Annotated in this window: 22 protein-coding genes; 8 read left to right on the forward strand and 14 right to left on the reverse strand. The window is 61.1% G+C overall.

What is annotated here, in order from left to right; translation table 11 throughout:
• The first annotated feature begins 1 nt into the window (after position 1).
• Entirely contained in the window at positions 2 to 1,168 is a 1,167-nt protein-coding gene (locus HB780_RS13035) for a UDP-galactopyranose/dTDP-fucopyranose mutase family protein (protein WP_183688327.1), read from the forward strand.
• 39 nt (positions 1,169 to 1,207) lie between these two features.
• Here HB780_RS13035 and HB780_RS13040 read toward each other — a convergent pair whose 3' ends face one another.
• The 4 genes from HB780_RS13040 to HB780_RS13055 all read right to left on the reverse strand — a co-directional run bounded on the left by HB780_RS13040 (position 1,208) and on the right by HB780_RS13055 (position 5,491).
• Positions 1,208 to 2,725 carry a tripartite tricarboxylate transporter permease gene (locus HB780_RS13040; RefSeq protein WP_183688329.1) on the reverse strand — a complete coding sequence of 506 codons (1,518 nt, stop codon included), beginning with the start codon at positions 2,723 to 2,725 and terminating at the stop codon, positions 1,208 to 1,210.
• 9 nt (positions 2,726 to 2,734) lie between these two features.
• Positions 2,735 to 3,226: a tripartite tricarboxylate transporter TctB family protein gene (locus HB780_RS13045; RefSeq protein ID WP_183688331.1), complete on the reverse strand. Its 492-nt coding sequence runs from the start codon at positions 3,224 to 3,226 to the stop codon at positions 2,735 to 2,737.
• Entirely contained in the window at positions 3,223 to 4,167 is a 945-nt protein-coding gene (locus tag HB780_RS13050) for a Bug family tripartite tricarboxylate transporter substrate binding protein (RefSeq protein ID WP_183688333.1), read from the reverse strand. Before HB780_RS13050 ends, HB780_RS13045 begins: the two co-directional genes overlap by 4 nt.
• 256 nt (positions 4,168 to 4,423) lie before the next feature.
• Positions 4,424 to 5,491, reverse strand: a complete 1,068-nt coding sequence (locus HB780_RS13055) for an ABC transporter substrate-binding protein (RefSeq protein WP_183688335.1) — start codon at positions 5,489 to 5,491, stop codon at positions 4,424 to 4,426.
• A 185-nt stretch (positions 5,492 to 5,676) separates the two neighbouring features.
• Here HB780_RS13055 and HB780_RS13060 point away from each other — a divergent pair, with 185 nt between their 5' ends.
• Positions 5,677 to 6,351, forward strand: a complete 675-nt coding sequence (locus tag HB780_RS13060; protein WP_183688337.1) for a response regulator — start codon at positions 5,677 to 5,679, stop codon at positions 6,349 to 6,351.
• The gene (locus tag HB780_RS13065) at positions 6,348 to 7,739 is read left to right on the forward strand and encodes a sensor histidine kinase (RefSeq protein WP_183688339.1); all 1,392 of its coding nucleotides are present in this window, start codon (positions 6,348 to 6,350) and stop codon (positions 7,737 to 7,739) included. Before HB780_RS13060 ends, HB780_RS13065 begins: the two co-directional genes overlap by 4 nt.
• Before the next feature lie 80 nt (positions 7,740 to 7,819).
• Here the strand turns inward: HB780_RS13065 and amaB are convergent, their stop codons facing one another.
• Together amaB and HB780_RS13075 are read right to left on the reverse strand one after the other, a co-directional pair.
• A complete protein-coding gene (amaB, locus tag HB780_RS13070) occupies positions 7,820 to 9,352 on the reverse strand; it encodes an L-piperidine-6-carboxylate dehydrogenase (RefSeq protein WP_183688341.1) in 1,533 nt (510 codons plus the stop codon).
• Positions 9,353 to 9,469: 117 nt separating this feature from the next.
• Complete coding sequence (locus tag HB780_RS13075) at positions 9,470 to 10,753, reverse strand: NAD(P)/FAD-dependent oxidoreductase (protein WP_183688343.1); 1,284 nt, start codon at positions 10,751 to 10,753, stop codon at positions 9,470 to 9,472.
• Between the two features lie 271 nt (positions 10,754 to 11,024).
• Between HB780_RS13075 and HB780_RS13080 the strand changes: the two genes are divergently transcribed.
• Both HB780_RS13080 and HB780_RS13085 read left to right on the forward strand, forming a co-directional pair.
• On the forward strand, positions 11,025 to 11,915 hold the full coding sequence (locus tag HB780_RS13080; RefSeq protein WP_183689715.1) for a LysR family transcriptional regulator: 891 nt from the start codon (positions 11,025 to 11,027) through the stop codon (positions 11,913 to 11,915).
• 157 nt (positions 11,916 to 12,072) lie between these two features.
• Positions 12,073 to 12,249, forward strand: coding sequence for a hypothetical protein (locus HB780_RS13085; RefSeq protein WP_183688345.1), 177 nt, complete (start codon positions 12,073 to 12,075; stop codon positions 12,247 to 12,249).
• Positions 12,250 to 12,338: 89 nt separating this feature from the next.
• On the opposite strand, the gene HB780_RS13090 is transcribed toward HB780_RS13085, so the two are convergent.
• The 8 genes from HB780_RS13090 to HB780_RS13125 form a co-directional block, all read right to left on the reverse strand.
• Positions 12,339 to 13,196 carry an ABC transporter permease gene (locus HB780_RS13090; RefSeq protein ID WP_183688347.1) on the reverse strand — a complete coding sequence of 286 codons (858 nt, stop codon included), beginning with the start codon at positions 13,194 to 13,196 and terminating at the stop codon, positions 12,339 to 12,341.
• Positions 13,189 to 13,956, reverse strand: a complete 768-nt coding sequence (locus tag HB780_RS13095; protein ID WP_183688350.1) for an ABC transporter ATP-binding protein — start codon at positions 13,954 to 13,956, stop codon at positions 13,189 to 13,191. The genes HB780_RS13090 and HB780_RS13095 overlap by 8 nt, the downstream gene beginning before the upstream one ends.
• Positions 13,957 to 14,007: 51 nt before the next feature.
• Positions 14,008 to 15,030 (reverse strand): ABC transporter substrate-binding protein, encoded by a 1,023-nt coding sequence (locus HB780_RS13100; RefSeq protein WP_183688352.1) that lies wholly within the window; start codon positions 15,028 to 15,030, stop codon positions 14,008 to 14,010.
• Positions 15,031 to 15,179: 149 nt separating this feature from the next.
• The gene (locus HB780_RS13105; RefSeq protein WP_183688354.1) at positions 15,180 to 16,082 is read right to left on the reverse strand and encodes an alpha/beta fold hydrolase; all 903 of its coding nucleotides are present in this window, start codon (positions 16,080 to 16,082) and stop codon (positions 15,180 to 15,182) included.
• Positions 16,083 to 16,106: 24 nt separating this feature from the next.
• Positions 16,107 to 16,814, reverse strand: coding sequence for a GIN domain-containing protein (locus HB780_RS13110; protein WP_183688356.1), 708 nt, complete (start codon positions 16,812 to 16,814; stop codon positions 16,107 to 16,109).
• A gap of 34 nt (positions 16,815 to 16,848) precedes the next feature.
• Positions 16,849 to 17,418, reverse strand: coding sequence for a DUF1700 domain-containing protein (locus HB780_RS13115; protein WP_183688358.1), 570 nt, complete (start codon positions 17,416 to 17,418; stop codon positions 16,849 to 16,851).
• Positions 17,415 to 17,741 carry a PadR family transcriptional regulator gene (locus HB780_RS13120; protein ID WP_007688766.1) on the reverse strand — a complete coding sequence of 109 codons (327 nt, stop codon included), beginning with the start codon at positions 17,739 to 17,741 and terminating at the stop codon, positions 17,415 to 17,417. Before HB780_RS13120 ends, HB780_RS13115 begins: the two co-directional genes overlap by 4 nt.
• 380 nt (positions 17,742 to 18,121) lie before the next feature.
• Positions 18,122 to 19,693: a peptidoglycan D,D-transpeptidase FtsI family protein gene (locus HB780_RS13125; RefSeq protein ID WP_435693864.1), complete on the reverse strand. Its 1,572-nt coding sequence runs from the start codon at positions 19,691 to 19,693 to the stop codon at positions 18,122 to 18,124.
• A gap of 452 nt (positions 19,694 to 20,145) precedes the next feature.
• Here HB780_RS13125 and HB780_RS13130 point away from each other — a divergent pair, with 452 nt between their 5' ends.
• The 3 genes from HB780_RS13130 (at position 20,146) to HB780_RS13140 (ending at position 23,277) form a co-directional block, all read left to right on the forward strand.
• Positions 20,146 to 21,114: a GAF domain-containing protein gene (locus HB780_RS13130; protein ID WP_183688360.1), complete on the forward strand. Its 969-nt coding sequence runs from the start codon at positions 20,146 to 20,148 to the stop codon at positions 21,112 to 21,114.
• A 219-nt stretch (positions 21,115 to 21,333) separates the two neighbouring features.
• Complete coding sequence (adh, locus tag HB780_RS13135; protein WP_183688362.1) at positions 21,334 to 22,851, forward strand: aldehyde dehydrogenase; 1,518 nt, start codon at positions 21,334 to 21,336, stop codon at positions 22,849 to 22,851.
• Positions 22,852 to 22,935: 84 nt separating this feature from the next.
• Entirely contained in the window at positions 22,936 to 23,277 is a 342-nt protein-coding gene (locus HB780_RS13140; RefSeq protein ID WP_183688364.1) for a DUF779 domain-containing protein, read from the forward strand.
• Positions 23,278 to 23,289: the final 12 nt, after the last annotated feature.

The raw sequence follows: 23,289 nt of genomic DNA on the forward strand, positions 1-23,289 counted from the left end.
AATGCCGCGTATCAAGAAAATTGCCGTGGTCGGTGCCGGGCTTTCCGGTGCGGTCATCGGTCGTGAACTCGCGCACGCGGGTCACGAGATCGACGTCTTTGACACGCGCAACCATATCGCCGGCAATTGCCACACGGAGCGCGACCCGGCAACGGGCGTCATGGTTCATGTCTACGGCCCGCATATTTTCCACACGGACGACAGGGAAGTCTGGGATTATGTGAACCTCTTTCAGACGTTCATGCCCTACAAGAACCGCGTCAAGACGACGAGTTCGGGCCAAGTCTATTCCCTGCCCATCAATCTCCACACGATCAATCAGTTTTTCGGCAAGATGTTCCGGCCCGACGAGGCGCGTGCCTTCATCGAGGAACGGGCAGATAAAAGCATCACAGATCCGAAGACCTTCGAGGAGCAGGCACTGCGCTTCGTCGGCAAGGACCTCTATGAAGCATTCCTCAAGGGATATACCCAGAAGCAATGGGGTTGCGCGCCAACCGAGCTTCCAGCCTCCATCCTGAAACGGCTTCCAGTCCGCTTCAACTACGACGACAACTATTTCTTCCATCAATACCAGGGCATGCCGGAAAACGGCTATACCGACATGGTCGGACGAATTCTCGATCACACGAATATAGATGTTCATCTGGAAACGAGGTTTCACAGCGGTCTCAACAAGGACTTCGACCACATTTTCTATTCCGGCCCGCTCGACGGCTATTTCGACTATGAATATGGCCGTTTGGGATACCGGACGCTGGATTTCGAGCGCTTCACCTATGACGGTGACTATCAGGGGTGCGCGGTCATGAACTACGGAGATGTTTCCGTGCCCTATACGCGCGTGACGGAGCACAAGCATTTCTCCCCGTGGGAGGATCATGCCGGCTCGGTCTGCTATCGCGAGTTTTCCAGGGCCAGCGAACCCGGCGATGTCCCCTATTATCCGATCCGCCTGATGGAGGAAAAGGAACAGCTCGCCCACTATGTCGCGCGAGCCCTCCAGGAGACTTCCGTCACCTTCGTCGGCCGGCTCGGGACATACCGTTATCTCGACATGGATGTGACGATCCGTGAGGCGCTGGACACCGCCCGGCTTTATTTAACCGCTAATGCCGACCATGCGTCTATGCCTGCATTCCTGCATCCGCCGCTCCAGACGCCTTAATCTGCCTCTGGAACAGCCGGACCGGACATGCAAGGGCAATCAATCCTCGTTGGCGGCAAGCTGCGACAGAGTTTGCCCGCGTCCGCGAGCCCTCAGGATCAATGGCAGGATCAACGCCGCCGCCGCGATCAGCAGCAGGACTGCCGAGATCGGCGAGGTGAACAGCACCGTGACATCGCCCTGGCTGATCGCAAGGGCCCGTCGAAGCTGCTGTTCGGCCAACGGCCCCAGGATCAGGCCGACCACGACCGGTGCGATCGGATAGCCGAAAATCCGCATGACATAGCCGAGAACGCCGAAGGCGAGCAGCATGCCGAGTTCGAAGACCGACGGATTGGCGCCGATCGTTCCGAGCGTGGCAAACAGGAGGATGCCCGCATAAAGCCATGGCTTGGGAATGGTGAGGAGTTTCACCCAAAGCCCGACCAGCGGCAGGTTGAGCACCAGCAGCATGAAATTGGCGATCAGCAAGCTGGCGATCAGGCCCCAGACGAGCTGCGGGTTGGTCACAAACAGCAGCGGGCCAGGCTGCAGGCCATATTGCTGGAAGCCGGCAAGCATGATCGCCGCCGTCGCCGTCGTCGGCAGACCGAGGGTCAGAAGCGGAACCAGCGTTCCGGCCGCCGACGCATTGTTGGCGGCTTCCGGACCTGCCACACCTTCAATCGCGCCCTTGCCAAACTCTTCCGGATATTTGGTCAGGCGCTTTTCGGCCGCATAGGAGAGGAAAGTACCGATTTCGGCGCCGCCCGCCGGCATGGCGCCTATCGGGAAACCGATCAGCGTTCCGCGCAGCCAGGCCTTCCATGAGCGCGCCCAATCCTGACCCGTCATCCAGACGGATCCTTTGACCGCCTCGATCTTGTCGGGTGCGCGATTGCCCTGTGCGGCGATGTAGAGAGATTCGCCGATGGCGAACATGGCAACGGCAAGCGTCGTCACCTCGATGCCGTCAAGCAAATCTGGAACGCCGAAACTCATGCGCGCCTGGCCGGTGAGCTGGTCGATGCCGATGATGGCGAGCGCAAAGCCGATGAATAGCGATGTTAGCCCGCGCAAGGTGGAATCGCCGAAGGCCGAAGACACCGTCACGAAAGCCAGCACCATCAGGGCGAAATATTCGCGCGGACCGAAAACCAGCGCCAGCTTGACGATGAACGGCGCAATGAAGGCGAGCCCCAGTGTGGCGATCAGGCCGGCAACGAAGGAACCGATTGCAGCGGTGGCCAGCGCCGGTCCGCCGCGACCTGCCCGCGCCATCTTGTTGCCCTCGAGCGCGGTCACGATCGAGGCGCTTTCGCCTGGTGTGTTGAGCAGGATGGAGGTCGTCGAGCCACCATACATGCCGCCATAATAGATCCCGGCAAACATGATCAGCGATCCCGCCGGATCGAGCTTGTAGGTCACCGGCAGCAGCAATGCAACGGTCAGCGCCGGGCCGATGCCGGGAAGCACGCCGACAGCGGTTCCAAGCGTGACGCCGATCAGGGCATAAAGCAGGTTCATCGGCTGGGCCGCGATCATCAGACCCTGCAACAGAAAATCAAATGTGCTCACGTCGGGGCCTCACCAAAATAGATGTTCGAGCGGACCGGCTGGAAGCGATAGCTGCAGCAGTCCGGAGAAGATCAGCCAGACCCCGAGACAGAGCGCGATGCCGAGCGGGATTGATATCCAGAGCTTGCGCTTGCCGAAGGCGGCGGCGGTCGCCGCAAAGAGCAGACCGGTCGCGATCGAAAACCCCAGCGGCTTCAACAGCAGCATCTGGGCAGCAAGACCGCCGACGATCCAGACCACGGGTGCGACTTCCTGACGTTCCCGCACGGGGAAATCGGCGCGCAATGCGGCAAATACAGTCCAGGCGGACAGGAACAGCAGCCCGCCAGCGATCACGAAAGGAATGGTCGCAGGACCGATGCCTGAATAGCTCGCAACTTTCGCCAGCCGTGAACTGTCCCAGAAGATCAGGCCCGCAAGGGCGGCGAGAAAGACGGCAATGGCAAGCGCCGCCCGATCCGGGCGGCGTGTCTGTGTCGAAGGGGAGTTGCCCGTGGTCATTGAACGAGCCCGATGTCCTTGAGGACGCCCTCGGTCGCGGAAATATCCTTGGCCAGCTGTTCCTTGAAGGCGTCGCCAGCGAGATAGGTGTCCTCCCAGCCCTTGGTCTTCAGAAGTTCCTGCCAGCCGGCGGACTTGGCAAGCTTTTCGACGTCGGACGACACGGCGGCCTTCTGCTCATCGCTCAGGCCGGGTGCTGCCGCAATCATGCGCCAGTTTTCGACCACGACGTTAAGACCGCTTTCCTTGATCGTCGGCGCATCGATGCCGTCGAGGCGTTCGCCGCTCGACACCGCGAGGAGACGCAGCGCGCCGGACTTCACCTGGGATTCGAATTCGCCGTAACCGGAAATCCCCGCCGTCACCTGACTGCCGAGGATGGCAGCCAGCGCTTCGCCGCCGCCGGAAAAGGCGATGTAGTTGATCTTGGTCGGATCGACACCTGCCGCCTTTGCGATCAGGCCGACCGCGATATGGTCTGTACCGCCGGCCGAACCGCCGGCCCAGGACACCGAACCCGGATCCTTCTTCAGCGCCTCGACGAGATCGCCCATGGTCTTGAGCGGCGAGGAGGCCGGAACGACGATGGCTTCATATTCGCCGGTCAGGCGTGCGATCGGCGTGACGTCCTTGAGCGTCACCGGCGATTTATTGGTCAGGATGGCGCCAACCATGACGTAGCCGCCGACGATCAGGGCATTCGGATTGCCGCTCGCCTGGCTGGCGAATTGCGCCAGACCGATGGTGCCGCCGGCTCCCGGCACGTTCTGCACCTGGACATTGCGGGAGATGCCTTCCTGCTGCATCACGGACTGGATGGAGCGGGCGGTCTGATCCCAGCCGCCACCGGGATTGGCCGGTGCCATGATGGTGTAGTCGGCTGCGAAAGCCGGCAGCGCCAGGGCGCCGGCAAGCATGGAAGCCAGAAAAAACTGTTTCAAGATTAGTCCTCCGTCGGGCGCGCTCCTTGGAGATCGGCGCGATGTTCATCCTCTTTGCGGACGGGGATTGGCTTCATCGATTAAGCGGCGCCAGGACTTTCATGACCTGCTTGCGCAATCTCCGGATGAAATACTCCTCCCATACGCTTCGATCATTCGCCTCCACGAATGATGAAGAACTGCAAGCCATCACAGCAAGCTGACATCCAGCTGACATCGGCCGGTGCCATGTCGCACGAACATTGCCTGGGCAGAGCTATTGCAGGCGCAAGGCTTCGTTCCAGCGGGCAATCAGCCGCGCCCGCTTGACCTGGTCGAGATAGACCATCAGGCCGGGGCTGACCGGCACCGGTCGCAACTGGCCACCCAGCATTTCGCGCATCGTATTGGCGGTGTTGGCACCGGCGACATCCGGGCTGACCGCCGGGATTTGCAGCTCGCGGGCCATGATCGTCTGACCTTCCTTGGACATGAAGAAGGCCAGATAGCGCTTTCCGAGATCCGGGGAGGCCGCTGCCTGCGGCACGAGCCCGATGCGCGACATGACGACGGTATAGTCCCGCGGCAGAACGATGCCGACATCGGGGTAACGCGAGGCCCAATTGGCGGCGTAGGAGCCGAGAATATTGTAGCCGAGCGTGAAGCGGCCGTCGGATACTCGCTCGAGAATGGCCGTGCTTGTCGAATAGACTTTCACGCCGGCCGCCCCCATGGCGCGGATGACCGACCAGATATCGCCGAACTGCTCCTGGTCGCGCGCCATGAACAGAAAACCGACGCCCGAACGCTCGATATCATAGGTGCCGATCCGGCCGCGAACCTCGTTTCCGTGCCGCTTCAGGTAATCGACGAGTTCCGCGCGCGTCGAGGGCGGCTTCTCCTCGGTGAAGCTCGGCTTGTGATAGACGAAGACGGCGGGCTCGAAGGTCAGGGCGTAGGCCGTGTTGCGCCAGTTTGCCCATTCCGGCCAGCGGCCGCTCATGGGCAGATCGCTGCGCTGGGCATATCCGTCATTGCTAAGCTTGACCTGAAGATCCATCGCCGAGGAGAAGGCAAAGTCCGCCGTCCTGCCGCCGGCGTCGGTTTCCTTGACGATCCGGTCGTAGATCTCCCCCGTCAGCATGTCCTCGTAGCGCACGGCGATATCGGGGTTGGCTGCCTGAAACCCCCGGATCATCGGGGTTGCCATCGGCTCGTCCAAAGAGGAATAGACGATAACCTGCTGCGCATTCTGATCTCCCGACAGGGCCGGAAAGACAACCGGCTCGGCCGCAGCAAGGCTCGCATTGAGGCAGATGGAAAGAAGGACAGAAAGGTACCGCATAAAATGATATTGCCGTACCGGCAGATCGTTCACAAGCGTATGCCCGCCCGTGTGAGCGCCGCTTGTCGTTTCAGCTCAGGAAAGAGCACGGTAAAGCCTCCATTTCCCGCCGGGTGTTTTCCCCAAATCGATTCCGGTCTAAGGCATGATGCGGTAGGATGTGGGCTGGGGGGAGAATAGTCGTCTTGCGCATATTGCTGGTTGAAGACAACAAGGCGCTTTCCGAAGGGCTTTTCGCGATCCTGCGTGGGGCCGGATATGCCGTGGACGTGGTCGGCGATGGCGCCTCCGCAAACGCCGCGGCTGCCGCCGAAACCTTCGATCTCGTCATCCTCGATCTCAACCTGCCGGAGATGGACGGGCTCGATGTGCTCCGGGCCATGCGCGGACGTCAGAACAAGGCGGCCGTGCTTATCCTGACGGCGCGGGGCACGCAGGAAGAGAAAGTGCGCGGCCTTGATCTCGGTGCCGATGACTACATGATCAAGCCTTTCGACATCAGCGAATTCGAGGCGCGTGTTCGGGTGCTCCTGCGACGGCAGGCGGGGCTTCGCGCGTCGCTCGTCACCTATGGCAATGTCGCCCTCGACCTCAATTCGCGCACCTTTTCGGCCAACGGTGTCCCCATCGATATTCCGGCCCGCGAGCTCGGCCTTCTCGAAACCCTGTTCATGCGCGCCGGCAGGGTCGTCGCCAAGGAGGCGATCATCCAGTCGCTTGCCGCCTTCGACGATGATCTGAGCTCCAATGCCATCGAGCAATATGTCAGCCGGTTGCGCAAGCGTCTCGCGCCGCACGGATTGACAGTGAGGACGGCCCGCGGCATCGGCTACTATCTCGACAAGCTGGTGGGCGGATGAAGGCACAGTCCGCCTATTCCCTGCGTCGCCGGCTGCTTGCCTGGCTTCTGATCGCAACCGTCGTCATCGGCGCCGTCGCGCTGGCCGACACCTATCGCGAGGCGGTGACAACCGCAAATACTGTGTCGGACCGCGTTCTCGCCGGCTCCGCTCTCGCCATCGCCGAACGTGTTGTCGTCGCGGAAGACGGAACGCTGGAAGTGGACATTCCCTATGTCGCCCTGGAAATGCTGACATCGGCGGCCCAGGACCGCGTCTTTTACCGCGTGGATGGTCCGCCGGGTCAGTTCATCACCGGCTACCAGAACCTGCCATCGATTGCCGACATGAAGGGACAGGCGGCAGCCTATGCCGATCAGACGTTCGGCGGCGAACCGATCCGGCTTGCCGTTCTCGAGCGATCGGCATCGACAGGCATCAATTCGGTGCCGTTCACGGTGACCGTCGCCGAAACGACGATCGGCCGCACGCAGCTGACGCAGGCTATTTTGCTGCGCTCGGCCTTGCGCCTTCTCATCCTCATACTCGGCGCCGCCATCATCGTCTGGATCGCCGTCACCGTTTCGCTTCGGCCGCTCTACCGCCTCGGGGATGCCATCGCGGAGCGTAGCCCCGACGATCTCCACCCGATCCGGCAATCCGCACCAAGCGAGGTCGAGGGGTTGGTGGAGACGGTTAATTCCTTCATGGTGCGGCTGCAATCGGCGCTTGATGCATTGCGCCATTTCACCGGAAATGCCGGCCACCAGCTGCGCACGCCTCTCGCCATCATCCGCACCCAGCTTGCGCTGTCGGCGCGCGCGACGTCGCTTGAGGAGGCGCGGCAGGCCGCGCGAAAGGGTGACGAGGCCGTTGCCCATGCGGAACGCATACTGGCGCAGCTGTTGCTGATGGCGAAGGTCGAAGCGGCCGCTTCGAAAGAGCCCCAATCGCGGACGGCCCTCGATCTCGTGTCGCTTGCGCAGCGGATCACCGGCGACCATGTTCCCGGCGCCGGCGAAGCCGGTGTCGATCTCGGCTTTGAAGGTGAGGGGAGCGCTTTCATTCGGGCCGAGCCGCTTCTGATCGGCGAACTCCTGCGCAATTTGATCGAGAACGCGATTGCCTATGCCGGACGCGGGACGGAAGTGACTGTGCGCGTGGAGGCAAAGGGGGAGACCGTCCGCCTGGACGTGGAAGACAACGGCCCGGGTATTCCGCTCGATAAACGGCAGGGCGTGCGGCAGCGATTTGCTCGCGGGGAAAGTGGGCAGGCGCCCGGAATGGGCCTGGGACTGCCCATCGTGGAAGAGATTGCCGGCCTGTTCGGCGGTTCGCTGACGCTTGGCGAAGGAGCCGGCGGAACAGGGCTGAAAGCCTCCGTCATCTTACCCGGAAAATCGGACTGATAGGGAGCCCGCCGGATCGCGCCGAGATGGGGCGGAAATTCGCCCCATCCATTGGTTCGGTTAGCTCTAAAGCTAGTTCCTTATTCGACGTCGAATTTGACGCCCTGCGCGAGCGGGAGAGTGCGGCCGTAATTGATGGTGTTGGTGGCGCGGCGCATATAGGCCTTCCAGGCATCCGATCCGGATTCACGGCCGCCACCGGTCTCCTTCTCGCCGCCGAACGCCCCGCCGATCTCGGCGCCGGAAGGGCCGAGATTGACGTTGGCAATGCCGCAATCCGAACCGCGTGCCGAAACGAAGGCTTCCGCCTCGCGTATGTCGTTGGTGAAGATCGATGACGACAGGCCCTGTGGCACGGCATTGTGCAGCGCCAGCACAGCGTCGAAATCGCTGTACTTCATCACATAGAGGATCGGCGCGAAGGTCTCCTGCTCGACCGGGCCGGTCTGTGCCGGCATCTCGACCAGAGCCGGGCGGACGTAGAAGGCATCGGCCGAACCCTCTTCGACACGCTCGCCGCCGGTCACTTTGCCACCAGCCGATTTCGCTTCGCCAAGAGCAGCCTGCATCCGGTCGAAAGCCTGCTTGTCGATCAGTGGGCCGACCAGCGTGCCCTGTTCCAGCGGATTGCCGATGGTGACGGAGCCATAGGCCTTCTGCAGGCGTGGAACGAGCTGATCGTAGACGCTGTCATGCACGAAGAGACGGCGCAGCGTCGTACAACGCTGGCCAGCGGTGCCCATGGCGGAGAAGGCGACACCGCGCAGCGTCAGGTCGAGATCGGCCGTCGGGCTGACGATCGCGGCATTGTTGCCGCCGAGCTCGAGGATGGCGCGGGCGAAGCGGCCGGCAAGCCGCGGACCGACGACGCGGCCCATGGCCGTCGAGCCGGTGGCGGAGACCAGCGGAACCTTCGGATGGTCGACCAGGATCTCGCCGAGATCGCGGCCGCCGATGATCAGGGTCGACAGATTGGCCGGGGCATCGCCGCCCTCGGCGATAAAGCGCTTCAGCGCCTTTTCGAACAGGGCCTGTGTGGCAAGCGCCGTCAGGGGCGTCTTTTCTGATGGCTTCCAGATCGTCGAGTTGCCGCAGACTATGGCGAGAGCCGCATTCCACGACCAGACGGCGACGGGGAAGTTGAAGGCGGAGATGATGCCGATCGGGCCGAGCGGATGCCAGGTTTCCATCATCCGGTGTTCGGAGCGTTCGGTGGCAATCGTCAGGCCGTAGAGCTGGCGCGATAAGCCCACAGCGAAATCGCAGATGTCGATCATTTCCTGCACCTCGCCGAGGCCTTCGGAGGTGATCTTGCCGACCTCGATGGAGACGAGGCGACCAAGCGCTGCCTTGCCGGCGCGCAGCTCTTCACCGAGCAGGCGGATCAGCTCGCCGCGCTTCGGCGCCGGCACATTGCGCCAGGCGAGGAAGGCGTCATGCGCCTTGTCGATCGCGGCTTTCGCTTCGGCGGCCGAATCTTCTTTCAGCCGGCCGATTTCCGCGCCGGTCACTGGCGAGGTCACGGCAAGCGTTCCGCCGATATAGCGATCGGCGGAAACGCCAAGGTCGGTCAGGATTTTCGAGACTTCGGAGGCAAGGTCTGGCTTGGACATGGTCGTTATCGTCTTTCTGATGGAAGCGTGTTCGGTGATATCTGGTGACTGTCGGCGCAGGAAGGAAGAGTTGTTTAACCTGATCTCCGTCCGCGCGCGGCTCTTTGAATGGTCTCGCTAGAAACGGTTGCTGGTAAGATGAGCGAGCTGGGCTCCGGCTTCGTAATAGAGTTCCTTGGCGGCGCGAAAGCTTGGGTCCTTCGGCGCGGTCAGCGGCAGGGGAAGCTCGGCTTCGCTGATATCACCGAGAATATGCTGGGCGATGGTTTTGCCAAACACCGTGCCCGGCGCAATGCCCCGGCCATTATAGCCGGAAAAGCCGATGACGTTCTCCGCGAATTTATGGAAACGAGGAACGGCATCGTCGGTCATGCCGATCTTGCCATACCACTCGCTTTCAAAGGCGATGTCTCCAAGATGCGGAAACAGCTTCTTCAATGAGCGCCGCGCCCAGTTCTTGTGAACGGCAAGCCCGGTGTTGCGCAGCGCCCCGATGCTGCCGATGATAAGGCGGCCGGCCTGGTCCATGCGGAAGGACGACAGGATCTCTTTCGTATCCCAGCAGCCCTCGCGGCCCGGCAGGATCGACTTGCGCATATTGTCACCGAGCGGGACGGTGGCAAAATTGAAATAGGGTAGATGCACCTGCTCGGTGCGCACCTGTTCCCAGGGGCCGGTGGAATAGGCATCGGTGGCAACGACGATCCACTTGGCGGAGACTGTTCCATGCGCCGTGCTCACCTTCCATTCTTCGCCCTGACGTTCGGTGGCGATGACGGCGCTGCCGGTAAAGATTTTCGTGCCCGCACGAATGGCCGCATGGGCGAGGCCGCGTGCATAGGCAAGCGGCTGGATCGTTCCGGCGCGCGGATCGAACAGCGATCCGGCATAGGCGGCGCTGCCGACGCGGCGGGCGGTCTCTTCGGCAGAGAGCAGTTGCACCGGGGCGCCACGGGCGGTCCATTGGCGATGCCGCTCTTGCAGTTCTTTCAGGCCATCGGCGCCGACGGCCAGATGCAGCGTGCCGTTCTTTTCGATTTCGCAGGAGATCTCGTGTTTCTCTACGATTTCACGCACCAAAAGCGGCGCGCCGCCAAGCAGATCGAGTGCCCGTTCGCCATGGACCGGTCCCAGCACGCCGGGAATATCGTCCGGCATCACCCACATGCCGCCATTGATCAGGCCGACATTGCGGCCAGCGCCGCCAAAACCGATCTCGACCGCCTCCAGCACCACCGCCGACTGACCAGCCTCAGTGAGATGCAAGGCCGCCGAGAGGCCGGTGTAACCGCCACCGACGATGACGACATCGACGCTGAGATCGCCGGTAAGTGCTGATGTGACGGGACCGGCGGGCGCGGTCTTTTCCCAAAGGCCGTGGGAGCGGGGATTATTCAGCATCGATCCTGTCCATCAATACGAAAATATAGGGCAATGCCTGTGCGGCAAACTGGAACCGGCATCCTGAGAGACGCCTGGCCCGGCCGCAGCCAATGTCTGGAGATGAAAGCAGTAGCCTGCATTGGACTATCTCGCAACGGTTGGGCAGAGGGCAGGAGCGACGTTCGTGGAGATATGTCGACATCATTCCAATCTTTCCATTTTCGCCTCTTTACGGCATGGTTTTCGCAGAAGAAATTGATATTTCTTCAAGAGTTAATTCCGTATGGGAATGAATATGATCACGCCTCGGCGATTTCTGCCCTCTTTATCCCTGTTGTCTGCTTTCGAGGCGGCGGCCCGCACCGGCAGTGTCACCGTTGCGGCAAGAGAGCTGGATCTCACCCAGAGCGCCGTCAGCCGCCAGATAAAGGCGCTGGAAGAGCAGCTTGGCGTCGAGCTGTTTGTGCGGGAGCGCCAGACCATCCGCCTGACCCTTGCCGGCGACAGCTACGCCCGCGAGATCCGCGAGGCATTGCGGCGGATCTCGTCGGCTTCGCTGGACCTGCGCGCCAACCCCAATGGCGGGACATTGAACGTGGCGATCCTGCCGACCTTCGGGACGCGCTGGCTTGCCCCGAGGCTCGGCAACTTCCTGTCATCCAACCCGGGCATCACGATCAATCTGGTCACCCGTCTGTCGCCATTTGATTTTCGGCTGGATTCGATCGATGCGGCCATCCACTTCGGCCATCCGCACTGGCCGGGTGCCGAACTCACATTCCTGATGTCGGAGCGGACCGTGCCGGCCTGCAGCCCTGATTTCCTTGCCCGCAACCGGTTGGAGGAGCCCGCCGACTTCCTGCAAGTGCCACTGCTGCATCTGACGACCCGGCCGGATGCCTGGGAAAAATGGCTGGCGGCAAACGGTGCGTCTGCCTCCGGTGTGCGGGGTATGTTGTTCGATCAATTTGCAACCGCCGCTCAGGCTGCTATCTCCGGCCTTGGCGTCGCCTTGCTGCCGACATTTCTCATCCAGGAAGAACTCAAGCGCGGGGAGCTGGTAGCGGCCTCGTCCAACGAGTTGGAAAGCGATGAGCGCTATTATCTTGCCTGTCCGTTCGAACGCCTGGCATACCCGCCGCTTGTCCGCTTTCGCGAGTGGATCGTGAATCAGCGTTGAGGGATCACCCTGTCCCTGTGGAGAAGTCGAGGGTGCCTGCATAATTGCAGAATCTCTAATCGATTAAAATAAATTCAATCGTTTAAACCCTTTAATGCCATGATTTACAAAGAATTTCTTTCATGTCATCCAAGAACTCTCTACCAAGGAGGTCCTGATGCAAGAGCGTGAAGCTGTTCGGAACGAGATACCCTTACACGTCGTTGATCGTCTGGAAAGTGAGTGGCGGTCGGTGCAGGTCGAGCGCTCGTCGCTTGGGCACGCGCCGAAGACCGACACGGTCGACAGGGCTGCGACGATGCCGGTCGACAACCTTGGAACGGCCAATAGCTGATACCGCCGCCCGTTGTCTCGGCGTGTTGTCCTGGGCCGCCGCTTACGGTGATCCTGTCGGATCATCCCTAAGGCAATGGATGCGGATACTCATTCGCGCCAGTTCAGGAAGCGCCGTTCGACCTGGCCGATGATGAAGTTCACGATCAGGCCCATCACCGACAATATAGCGACGCCGGTGAACAACTTTTCGAGATCATAGAGCGAGCCCGCTTCGAGAATATAGGCGCCGATGCCAAATTGCGCGCCCAGCATTTCCGCGGCGACCAGCAGGATAATCGCGATCGCGATCGAGACTCGAAGGCCGGAGAGAATGGCCGGGAAAGCGGCCGGCAGGACGATCTTGCGGACGATCGACCACCAACTCAAGCCGAAGCTCTGGCCCATGCGGATCAGCGAGCGATCGACATTGTCGACGGCGCCGTAGGTGGCAACGACCGTCGGCGTGAATGTCCCGAAGGCGATCAGCGCATATTTCGAGGTTTCGTCGATCCCGAACCAGATGACGAACAGCGGCAGCAGCGCGATCTTTGGGATCGGAAACAACGCCGCCACGAGCGGCACGAGGCCGGCGCGGACATGGCTGAAAAGGCCGATGCAAACGCCGATCGAGATGCCGGCGGTAATGCCGAGAGTGGCGCCGACGAAAAGCCGCTGCAAAGACGGTAGCAGATGCTGCCAGAGCAGGCCGGTCCGCCAGAGCTGCATGAAGGTCTCGAGAACCGCCGAAGGTCGCGGCAGCGTCAGGTTCGAGATGACGCCGGTGCGGGTGCCAATTTCAGCAAGCGCGATCAGGACGACGAAGACTGCGATCGCCATGCCGCGAACCGGCGTCGGCGCAAAGCCGCCGCCGCGAAAGTCGACAGCGCGAACCGGCGCCGCATTCGTTCCGGTATTTTGGTCATCGGCCGTGCCTGACGGCGTTGAAAATGTGGTGATGTCAGACATTGACCAGCTCCTTGTCGGCGGCCATGGCCTCTTCCCGCATCAGCTCCCAGAGCTGCTTCTGCTTTTCCTCCAGTACCGGATCGCCGAGATGGCGGTCGGAAAGCGGAATATCGATATCGACGATCTCACGAATACGTCCGGGGCGGCGCGACAGGACGACGACGCGGTGTCCCAACCGGACGGCCTCGTTGAGGTTGTGTGTCACATAGACCGATGTGAAGGGCTGCCGGGTCCAGAGCGAAATCAGGTCGTCCATCAATAGTTCGCGGGTCTGGCTGTCGAGCGCCGAAAGCGGCTCGTCCATCAGCATGACGGCGGGGCGAACGGCCAGTGCGCGGCTGATGGCCACGCGCTGACGCATGCCGCCGGAGAGTTGCTTCGGGAGTGTGCGCCGAAATTCGGAGAGGCGCGTGCGTTCCAGGACGTCCGCGACGATCTCGTCCATCTCTCGGCCGCTGAGACCGTGATCCTCGAGCACCAGCTTGATATTGCCTTCGACCGTTCGCCACGGCAGCAGGGCAAAGTGCTGGAATACATAGGTGAGCGGATTGAGCGAACCCGCTGGCGGGTCGCCGATTTGCAGGACCTCGCCGGACGAGGGCCGTTCGAGGCCGCCGAGAAAGCGCAACAACGTGGACTTGCCGCATCCGGACGGTCCAATCAGACAGACGATCTGGCCCTGCGGAATATCGAGCGAGATGTCCTTCAGAACCTCGACGGATCCGTAACGATGGCTGATATTCTTGAGTTTCAGGTCCATGTGTCCTCCAGGCAAGGGCCGCGAAGGCCCCCGCATTCAGCCGCAGGCCGATCAGATAGTCTTGACGTAGGACGTGTCGAAAAGCTGTTCGTTGGTGATCTCTTCCTTGACCATGCCTTCGGATTTGAACCATTCGAGCTGCTCGACGCAGCTGCCGAGCGAGAGTGCCAGGCCGCTGTTGATGCGCATCGCGCCGTCGATCAGGTTCTGCCTGGCCGTCTCGAAGGGGCTGTCGCTTTCGACGTATTTGTGCACGATCTTCGCCAGGTCGTCGCGCTCGGCGTCGTTTGCCTTGTTGTCGACGAAGGCTGCGTTATAGTCCGCAATCGCCTTGGAATAGGCTTTGACGAAGGCTTCCGTCAGTTCCCGTTCGCTCTTGGCATTCTTGGTCGAGGTAAAGGCGGTCGTCACCTGGTAGTTTGGTGCATAATCGGACACGAGGCCGATCTGCTTGGCAGCGCCTTCCCTAAGCATCTGCTTTGCCACATTCGGCTGGATCGCCCAGGCATCTATCTGCCCGGTCGAGAGCGCCCCGACGAGGGCGCCGAGCTTTTGCAGCGGGCGGAGCTGGATGTCTGATAGCTTGATATTGTTTGCCTGCGCGATCTTGTGGACCATGAAATGGAAGGATGAGCCGGCGGTGGTGATGCCGAAGCTCTTGCCGGCAAGCTTTGACGGGTCTGTCAGGCCCGCATCATAGGCCTTGTTCGAGGCGAGGATCACGGCACCGACGGTTCCCTTTTCCTCGGTGAGCGCACCGCCGATAACCTTGACCGCGTCCTTCTGCGCCAGGCTGATGAGGCCGCCGCTCATCGCAGTGACGCCGAAATCCGCGTCACCAGAGGCGATGGCCACAGCCATGGGCTGGGCGGCTTCGAAGAATCTCAGATCAATATCGAGTCCGACTTCCTTGTAGTAGCCGCGCTCATAGGCAATGAAGCTCGGCGCATGGCTGGCGAGATGCAGAACCGCGAGATTGCGGGTCGCCGCGCGCGCCGGCATGCCGAAGGTGGCGGCAGCGCCGACCGCGCCCATGCCGATAAGCGCCTGACGGCGGTTCAAGGTAAGCGTCATTCCGGTGTCTCCTCCGATGGGACATCGCCTAGGGGCGTCTTTGCTCCTGTTTGCCATTGGCCGCTGCGGAAGGCAACCAACCGGGACGATGTCTCCGATACCTTCTTCGCTTAAGCTTCAGGCATGGAGGCAGGTTACCCGCCGGCGCGTCATCGGGAGATTTTCTCCAGAAAGGGCAGAAGTGCGCCGAGCACCTCGTCGGCTTCGGTTTCAGGCAACAGGTGGCCGCCGCCGATGCCGACGCCTTCGACATTTTCCGCCCAATCCGCCCATATGTTCAGCGGTTCCCGACCGTCGCCATAGAGCCGTCCCGCTTCCGATAGGACAAGGACAGGTGCGCGGATCTTGCGCCCGGATGCGCGATCAGTGAGATCGTCGGCTTCATCGATGGTGGCGCCGGCCCTATAGTCCTCGCACATGGCATGCCGCACCTCCGGCCTGTCGAATGCGGCCCGATAGTCCTCGAGCGCCAGCGGGTGCAGCCGGTCGATGCCGAGCGCCATCTTGTCGAGGGTGAGGTCGATCAGGAAGCGAGGGTTCGCCGCCATCAGCTTTTCCGGCAGGGGTGCCGGCTGCGCCATCATGAACCAATGCCAGGCGCCCATGCCGAAAGCCTTGCTGGCGCCTTCCCACATCTCCGGCGTGGGTACGACGGTGACCGACACAAGTGCTGTCACCGCTTCCGGATAGTCGAGCGTCATGCGGTAGGCGACACGGCCGCCGCGGTCGTGGCCAACGACGACGAAGCGTTCATGGCCGAGGGCCGTCATCATCTCATGCAGGCATTTCGCCATCCATCGCTTTGACCCGGTACCTTGGAGATTGCCGTCGATGCTGCTGTCGCCGTAGCCGGGCAGGTCGGGGATGACCACGCTATGGTGGGTTGCAAGAACCGGTGCGATGCGATGCCAGGCAGAGCGTGTCTCCGGATAGCCATGCAGGAGCAGGATTGCAGGTCCGGAACCGCCAGTCAGCACGGCCAACTCCGCTTCGGCGGTCTCGATGCGCCTATCCTCGAAATCGGGGAAAAGCGTGTTTGCGTGTCGATGCATGGCTTACTTTCTCCGCTGGAATGGCTACGGCACTTGTCTGATGCGGCCGCTGCCTCGGATTTCCGAACGCCGCAAGACCGGGCGGCCGAAGAGCTCGACGTTGCCGCTTCCGGAAATCGAGACGTCCGCATCCTCTTGCGCGGCAAGTTGCACGTCGCCACTGCCGCGAACCTTAATCTCAGCGGATTTGGCGGTCAGGTTTTTGAGGCGCGCCGCGCCCGAACCGGAAATCTCCAGGTTGACCGTATCGGCGGCTCCGGTGGCGGCAACGCTGCCGCTTCCCCGGATGCTCAGCTGCAGCTGAGGCTGATTGATCTGCGATAAAGTAAGATTGCCGCTGCCGAGCAATTTCCAGTCGGTTATCGCCGGTCCCGACAGGCTGACATCGAGCCGGGAGTCAATCCAGCCCGGATCACAATCCAGGCTCAGCTTGCCGCCTTCAATCCGCACATGGTCGACAAGCGCGGGATCGCCGCTGACGATTGCCTCCGGCTTGTCCCCCTGCTGGTAGCGGACCGAGGCCGGCAGGTTGATCACCAGCCTGTCGACGGCGGAAAAGGGCAGGATAACCTGCTGGCTGGTGGAGACTGCGGGTCCGCAGGTGGACGGCATCGCTCCCCACAAATGCCTCGCCTCGGCCCAATCCCCCCCGGAAAGTCCGATACCAAGCGCCAGAAAGACGACTGCACCGATCAATCCCGCTGTCGCGACGTATGCCAATTTTCCAGTCATTGTCCCGTTCCTTCAACGTGGTGTCATGCAACGCTCAGGCGCGCTGGTCCAGTTCAGCCAGGCGGAAATGTAGCCGGGCATAATGGCCAAGCATGCGTATGCCCGCGCCCAGTCCCATCAACAGTAAAGCGCCGCCGCCCAGGAGGCAGCTCACCAGTCCGGCGCCGATGAGAAGGCGCGCTATTGTTCCGATCACCGGTCCGCCGAAGTCGAACAGCAGCGTGGTGACGATGATCTTCACTCCGACCGCGCCGATGGCCGCCAGCGCAATCGCAAGGCCAAACGTGATGACAACCGTGACGATGAGCAGCGGCAGCAGGAAAAGGATGTCGACTATGGCAAGGCCGGCCAGTGCCATCGCGGCGGCCAACATGTTCGACATGCTCCAATGGGCCTCGAAACGGCGCAGCCCAGCCTCGGCTCGCAGTTCCCTGGCAATTCTGGCTGGGTCGCCCAACGCCGCCGCGACCTCCGCCTCGCTGCGGCCCGAGGCATCGGATTCGGCAAAATGCGCGGCGTAGTCGGCGACGATATCCTCGATCTCTTGAGGCGGCAGGCCGGCAAGCCCCAGTCTCAGCGTGCGCAAGAAGGCGTCCCTGGTCATGGCAAATCCTCGAGAAGTTTATCGACTGCGCCCGCAAAGGAGCGCCAGTCGCGGCGATGCGCTTCGAAAATCGTCCGGCCGAGCGGCGTGAGCCGGTAATATTTGCGGGGCGGCCCGTTGCTGGACTCGACGATGCGGGTGGCCACCAGGCCATCATTCTGCATTCGGCGCATCAGCGGATAGATCGTGCCTTCCCCCATGCCGACGGCGGCGACCAGCGTGCTGGCAATTTCATAGCCGTAGCTTTCACCCCGCGACAGGACGGCCAGGACGCAGAGATCAAGGGCGCCTTTTCGCAATTGAACTTGGATCGAGTCGGTCATGAATGCCTCGGGTTTATAGTGCGTATATAACAAGCTATCTGTTTATGCAAGGTAGTGGATCGATCTTCTGAGGTTGCCCGTCCGTAATCCCGATGCGGTCGTGGTCCTTGATGGCCGGCTCGCATTGTTCAGGCTGCAACAGCAACCCTGCCGGCTCGTACCTCTCGTCAAACGGAGCAATGACAATGATCCGCCTGCGCTTCTTTCTTGCCGCCCTCTTTTGTCTTACGACCTCGCTGGTGCATGCCGCCGGCTTCCAGCTCATCGAGGTTCCGGCCGATAGGCCACTTCCAGCGCTGAAGGAGGGATCTGGCCGATGCGCAGTAGCTGTAGCGAGAGCGTCTAGTCTCTTTACCCGGCTGTCATTTGGCTTTGCAGCCTCAATAAGCGCTCAGCAGATTCTGCCCAAAATTCGGCTCGACACCGAGCAGTGGTGCGGCGCGGCTAACGATGTCGTGAACCATGGGTGCTGCTGTTTCGGCGGCGAGGTTCAAATTGTGCAAGCCCGTCAGCGGCTGGTCGATGAATGACAGCACCACATATCTAGGGTTTTCCATCGGAAAAGCGGCAAGGAAGGAATTGAAGCTCAGCTTGTGTGAATAGACGCCATTGATCACCTTGTTCGCCGTGCCCGTCTTGCCGCCGACGTGGAAGCCGGGGACATCGGCAGTCTTGCCGGTGCCCTGTTCGCCGTTCAGCTTGAACAGATATCGGATGACGTCGCTGGTGCTCTTTTTGACGATCGGCGTTTCGGTCTTCTCAGCTTCTTCCTGTGTCCTTGGCAGGAAGGTGGGCTCGATCAGCTCACCGCCATCAATGAGGGCAGCGCCAGCAACTGCCGTCTGCATCGGCGTGGTGGCGACGCCATGGCCGAAGGCGATGGTGATCGAGTTGATCTTCTTCCACACTTTCGGTTGGCTCGGCGCTTTTACCTCGGGTAGCTCCGTCTGCATCCTCGAGAGCAAGCCGAAGCGGGTCAGATAGGTCTTCTGGACGTCCATGCCGACCTTGTCCATGATCTTAGCGGTGCCGATGTTGGACGAGTAGCGGAAGATTTCGGGGACCGACAGCGCGCGTCGCGGGACGTCGCGGTCGTCGTGGATGGTGAAGCCGCCGTAGTGTAGGGGGGCACTGGCATCGAATGTGTCGGTCAGCCTGACCGTGCCGGTGTCGATGGCCATCGCGATCGAGAAGGTTTTGAACACCGAGCCCATTTCGTCGGTGCCATCGGACATGCGATTTAGCCAACCCTTGACGTCCGCCTGCGGGTCATTCGGATCGAAATCGGGAGCCGATGCCATGGCCAGCACCTCGCCGGTATGGATATCGAGGATGACTGCACCGGCCGACTGAGCCTGATATTGGCCGATCGCATCCGACACGACGTCGTGTACGATGTTCTGGACACGAAGATCGATCGACAGATGGACAGGCTGCAGGCTGTCGCGGCTCGTCATGCCGGCGGAGGTGAGGTCCGAAAGTCCCTGCCCATCGAGATATTTCTCGATGCCAGCGACACCATGGTTGTCGATGTCGACATAGCCGAGGATATGGGCGGCGGTGCGTCCCCCCGGATAGAAGCGTTTGACCTCCGGACGGAAGCCAATCGCTGGAATTCCAAGCTCCAGAACCTCGCTCTGCTGCTTCGGCGTCAGCTGGCGCCGCAACCATGCAAAGTGCGATCGCTTGTCTGAAAGCTTTTGATAGAGTGCCTTTTTATCGAGGTCGGGGAAAAGTGTCGAAAGCTTCTCCACCGCCTCGTCGACGTCGACGATATGAAACGGCTCGGCAAACATCGACACCGTCCGTATATCGGTTGCCAGAAGCTCGCCGTTACGGTCAACGATGTCGGGTCGCCACGCGATCACAGGCCCGGACGGGATATTCGCCGTATCGACGGCCGGCTGAGAGTCGAAATAGATAAGCTTTCCGCATATGGCAAGATAAGCCATCGTGAGTACGCCAGCCAAAGTCAGGATACGAGACTTTGCCTGCCTCTTTTGCGGCCCGATGCCACAACGCTGCGCCTGCGCGTCCCGGAACTGAATGTCAATTCTACGAGACGACCGCTCTTTATACTGAACGTGTGAAGGATCGACATTTCTATGCAAATTCAGAGGATTGAGGAGGGGGAAAAGGGGTTTTCCATCAACCCGATTATTAGGTTAAGGCATTTAAATAAACATTAACCGTACATTAAATTTTCTTCACAAAGCTTACGTATGTCTTCCCGTCCAGCGGCATTGGAGCCCATTCTCAAAACACCATTCGCCCTCGATATCGATCGATTCAGCCACATGCCGGTTTATGCGACTGCGCTTAAACTTAGCTTGACGGCAGACGTAGCAACGTTACCCTCTCCCGCAACTGACGACCGCTTGGGCTTTGGGAGGAGACCGTGGGAATGTCGGACCGCGAATTGCATGCCTCGCAGATCCAGTCGGCCTTGGTGGGAAGTGCGGCGGCACAATCGGCTGTGGTCGCATCCTGGAGCCGCTCCATGCGCCTCTATGGGCTCGATCCCGAGGATGGGGCGCCGCCGAATGTTTTAACCGAAGCCGAATTCGGGCATGCGCGCGAGCGTCTAGGATCGCTTGTCCAGACGGCGCAGGCAAGCCTCGATCGCCTTTATTCCGCGGTCGGCGGGGCCGGATGCTGCGTGCTTCTGGCGGATAAGGATGGCGTGCCGGTCGACCGGCGCGGATCGGTCGCCGATGACGCGGTCTTTTGCAAGATGGGTCTTTGGACCGGTGCGGTCTGGAGCGAGGAGAGCGCGGGAACGAACGGCATCGGCACGGCGCTTGCCGAACAGCGCGCATTGACCATCCATCGCGATCAGCATTTCTTCAGCCGCAACACGGCGCTGTCCTGCACGGTAGCGCCGATTTTCGACCATCGCGGTCGGCTGATGGCGGCAATCGATGTTTCTTCGGCCCGCTCGGATCTGACGGAGGATTTCGTCAAACTGATTGCGCTTGCCGTCTGTGAGGCCGCCCGGCGTGTCGAAGCTGAAAACTTCCGTCTCGCTTTCCCGAAGGCGCGTATCGTCTTGGCGCTGAGCGGTGCCGACCCGTCGCAGGAGCGTTCCGCGAACGCTCTGCTTGCCGTCGATGATGACGATCTCGTCATCGGTGCGTCGCGCTCGGCCCGGCATCTTCTCGGCCTGACCGACGAAGCGCTCAGTCGGCCGTTGCCCGCTGCCGATCTCCTCGGCCAGCATAAGAATGCGCGGCAGGATTATGCGACGGCTGAACGAAGCGTGATCCAACGTGCACTCGCCCGCACCTCAGGCAATATTTCCGCCGCCGCGATGATCATGGGTATCAGCCGCGCCACCCTGCACCGAAAATTGAAAAAGCTCGGCCTCGACTGAGCATCTGTCGCGCTTGAGCCGGTGCAGCAGCGATATCGCACCGCGACCTGTCGCAAAATTGCGACATCTGGCCAATCCTGTTTGATTCCCTGGGAAGACAGAGCCACAGAGACAGCGTCATTGTGATGCCGGTGCCGCGGAGGCGGCATTGTCATGAGTGCGCCGTCTTCGCCGATACGGATGTTTGCGTCCCGAAGACCTCGCCAGGGAGGAAAACCAATGAACAAGGTAGAGTTTCACCGAAGCGTCAGGCCGAATTTCAAGAAGCGCTACGGCAATTTCATCGGCGGAAAATTCGTCGAACCGAAATCCGGGCGCTATTTTGAAAACACCTCGCCGGTCAACGGCCAGGTGCTGTGCGAGATAGCCCGATCCGATGCGCAGGACGTTGAAGCCGCTCTCGATGCGGCCCATGCCGCCAAGGATGCCTGGGGCCGCACCAGCGTGGCCGAGCGCAGCCTTTTGCTCAACAGAATAGCCCAGGTGGTGGAAGACAATCTGGCGCTCTTGGCGCAGGCCGAGACCTGGGACAACGGCAAGCCGATCCGCGAAACGATGGCAGCCGATCTGCCGCTTGCCGTCGATCATCTGCGCTATTTCGCGGGCGTCATCCGGGCGCAGGAAGGCAGCCTCTCCGAGATCGACCATGATACGGTCGCCTATCATTTCCATGAGCCGCTCGGCGTCGTCGGCCAGATCATTCCGTGGAACTTCCCGTTGCTGATGGCGATCTGGAAGCTCGCGCCGGCGCTGGCCGCCGGCAATTGCGTGGTCATCAAGCCGGCCGAACAGACCCCGGCATCCATTCTGGTCTTTGCCGAGTTGATCGCCGACATCCTGCCACCTGGCGTCCTCAACATCGTCAACGGCTTCGGCCTGGAAGCCGGCAAGCCGCTGGCCTCCAGCCCGCGCATCGCCAAGATCGCCTTTACCGGCGAGACGACGACAGGCCGGCTGATCATGCAGTATGCCAGCCAGAACCTCATCCCGATCACGCTGGAACTGGGCGGCAAGTCGCCGAACATCTTCTTCAAGGACGTCGCCGAAGAGGACGACGATTTCCTCGACAAGGCGATCGAAGGCTTCGTGATGTTCGCCCTCAACCAGGGCGAAGTCTGCACATGCCCGAGCCGTGCCCTGATCCATGAATCCATCTACGACAAGTTCATGGAAAAGGCCCTGAAGCGTGTCGAGGCCATCGTCCAGGGCGACCCGCTCGATCCGGCAACGATGATCGGCGCGCAGGCGTCCAGCGAGCAGTTGGAGAAGATCCTCTCCTATCTCGACATCGGCAAGCAGGAAGGCGCCGAGGTGCTGATCGGCGGCGAGCGCAATGTCCTGCCGGGCGATCTGGCGGCGGGCTACTACGTCAAGCCGACGGTCTTCAAGGGCCATAATCGCATGAGGATTTTCCAGGAGGAAATCTTCGGACCTGTTGTCTCCGTCACCACCTTCAAGGACAATGACGAGGCGCTTTCGATCGCAAATGATACGCTTTACGGTCTCGGCGCCGGTATCTGGAGCCGTGACGTCAATACCTGCTATCGTTTCGGCCGTGCCATCCAGGCCGGGCGCGTCTGGACCAATTGCTATCATGCCTATCCGGCGCACGCGGCCTTCGGCGGCTACAAGCAGTCCGGTATCGGTCGCGAAAACCACCTGAAGATGCTGGAGCATTATCAGCAGACGAAGAACATGCTCGTCAGCTACAGCCCGAAGAAGCTCGGCTTCTTCTGAGCTTGAAGCCGTCTGTTCCGAGTAAAACTCGACGGAGGCGGGGCACAGTGCTCCGCCTCCGGCATGTCATTGGGAGGAAGCATCATGAACGATCAGGTCAGCGCCACTCCAGCCGCCCTCGATCTCATCAGGACCCTGCAAGCGGAGTATGGGCCGATCCTGTTTCATCAGTCGGGTGGCTGTTGCGACGGCTCCTCGCCGATGTGCTATCCGCAGAACGATTTCATCATCGGGGATCATGACGTGCGTTTGGGGGAAATTGGCGGTGCGCCAGTCTATATCAGCGGGCCGCAATACGAGGTGTGGAAACACACGGAACTGATCATCGACGTGGTGCCCGGCCGGGGCGGTATGTTCTCACTCGACAATGGCCGCGAGGTGCGATTTCTCACGCGCTCGCGCATTTGCGCCGTTCCTGGCACCTAGCCGTTTCGGATC

The sequence above is a fragment of the Rhizobium lusitanum genome (assembly GCF_014189535.1).
Taxonomy (GTDB): Bacteria; Pseudomonadota; Alphaproteobacteria; order Rhizobiales; family Rhizobiaceae; genus Rhizobium; species Rhizobium lusitanum_C.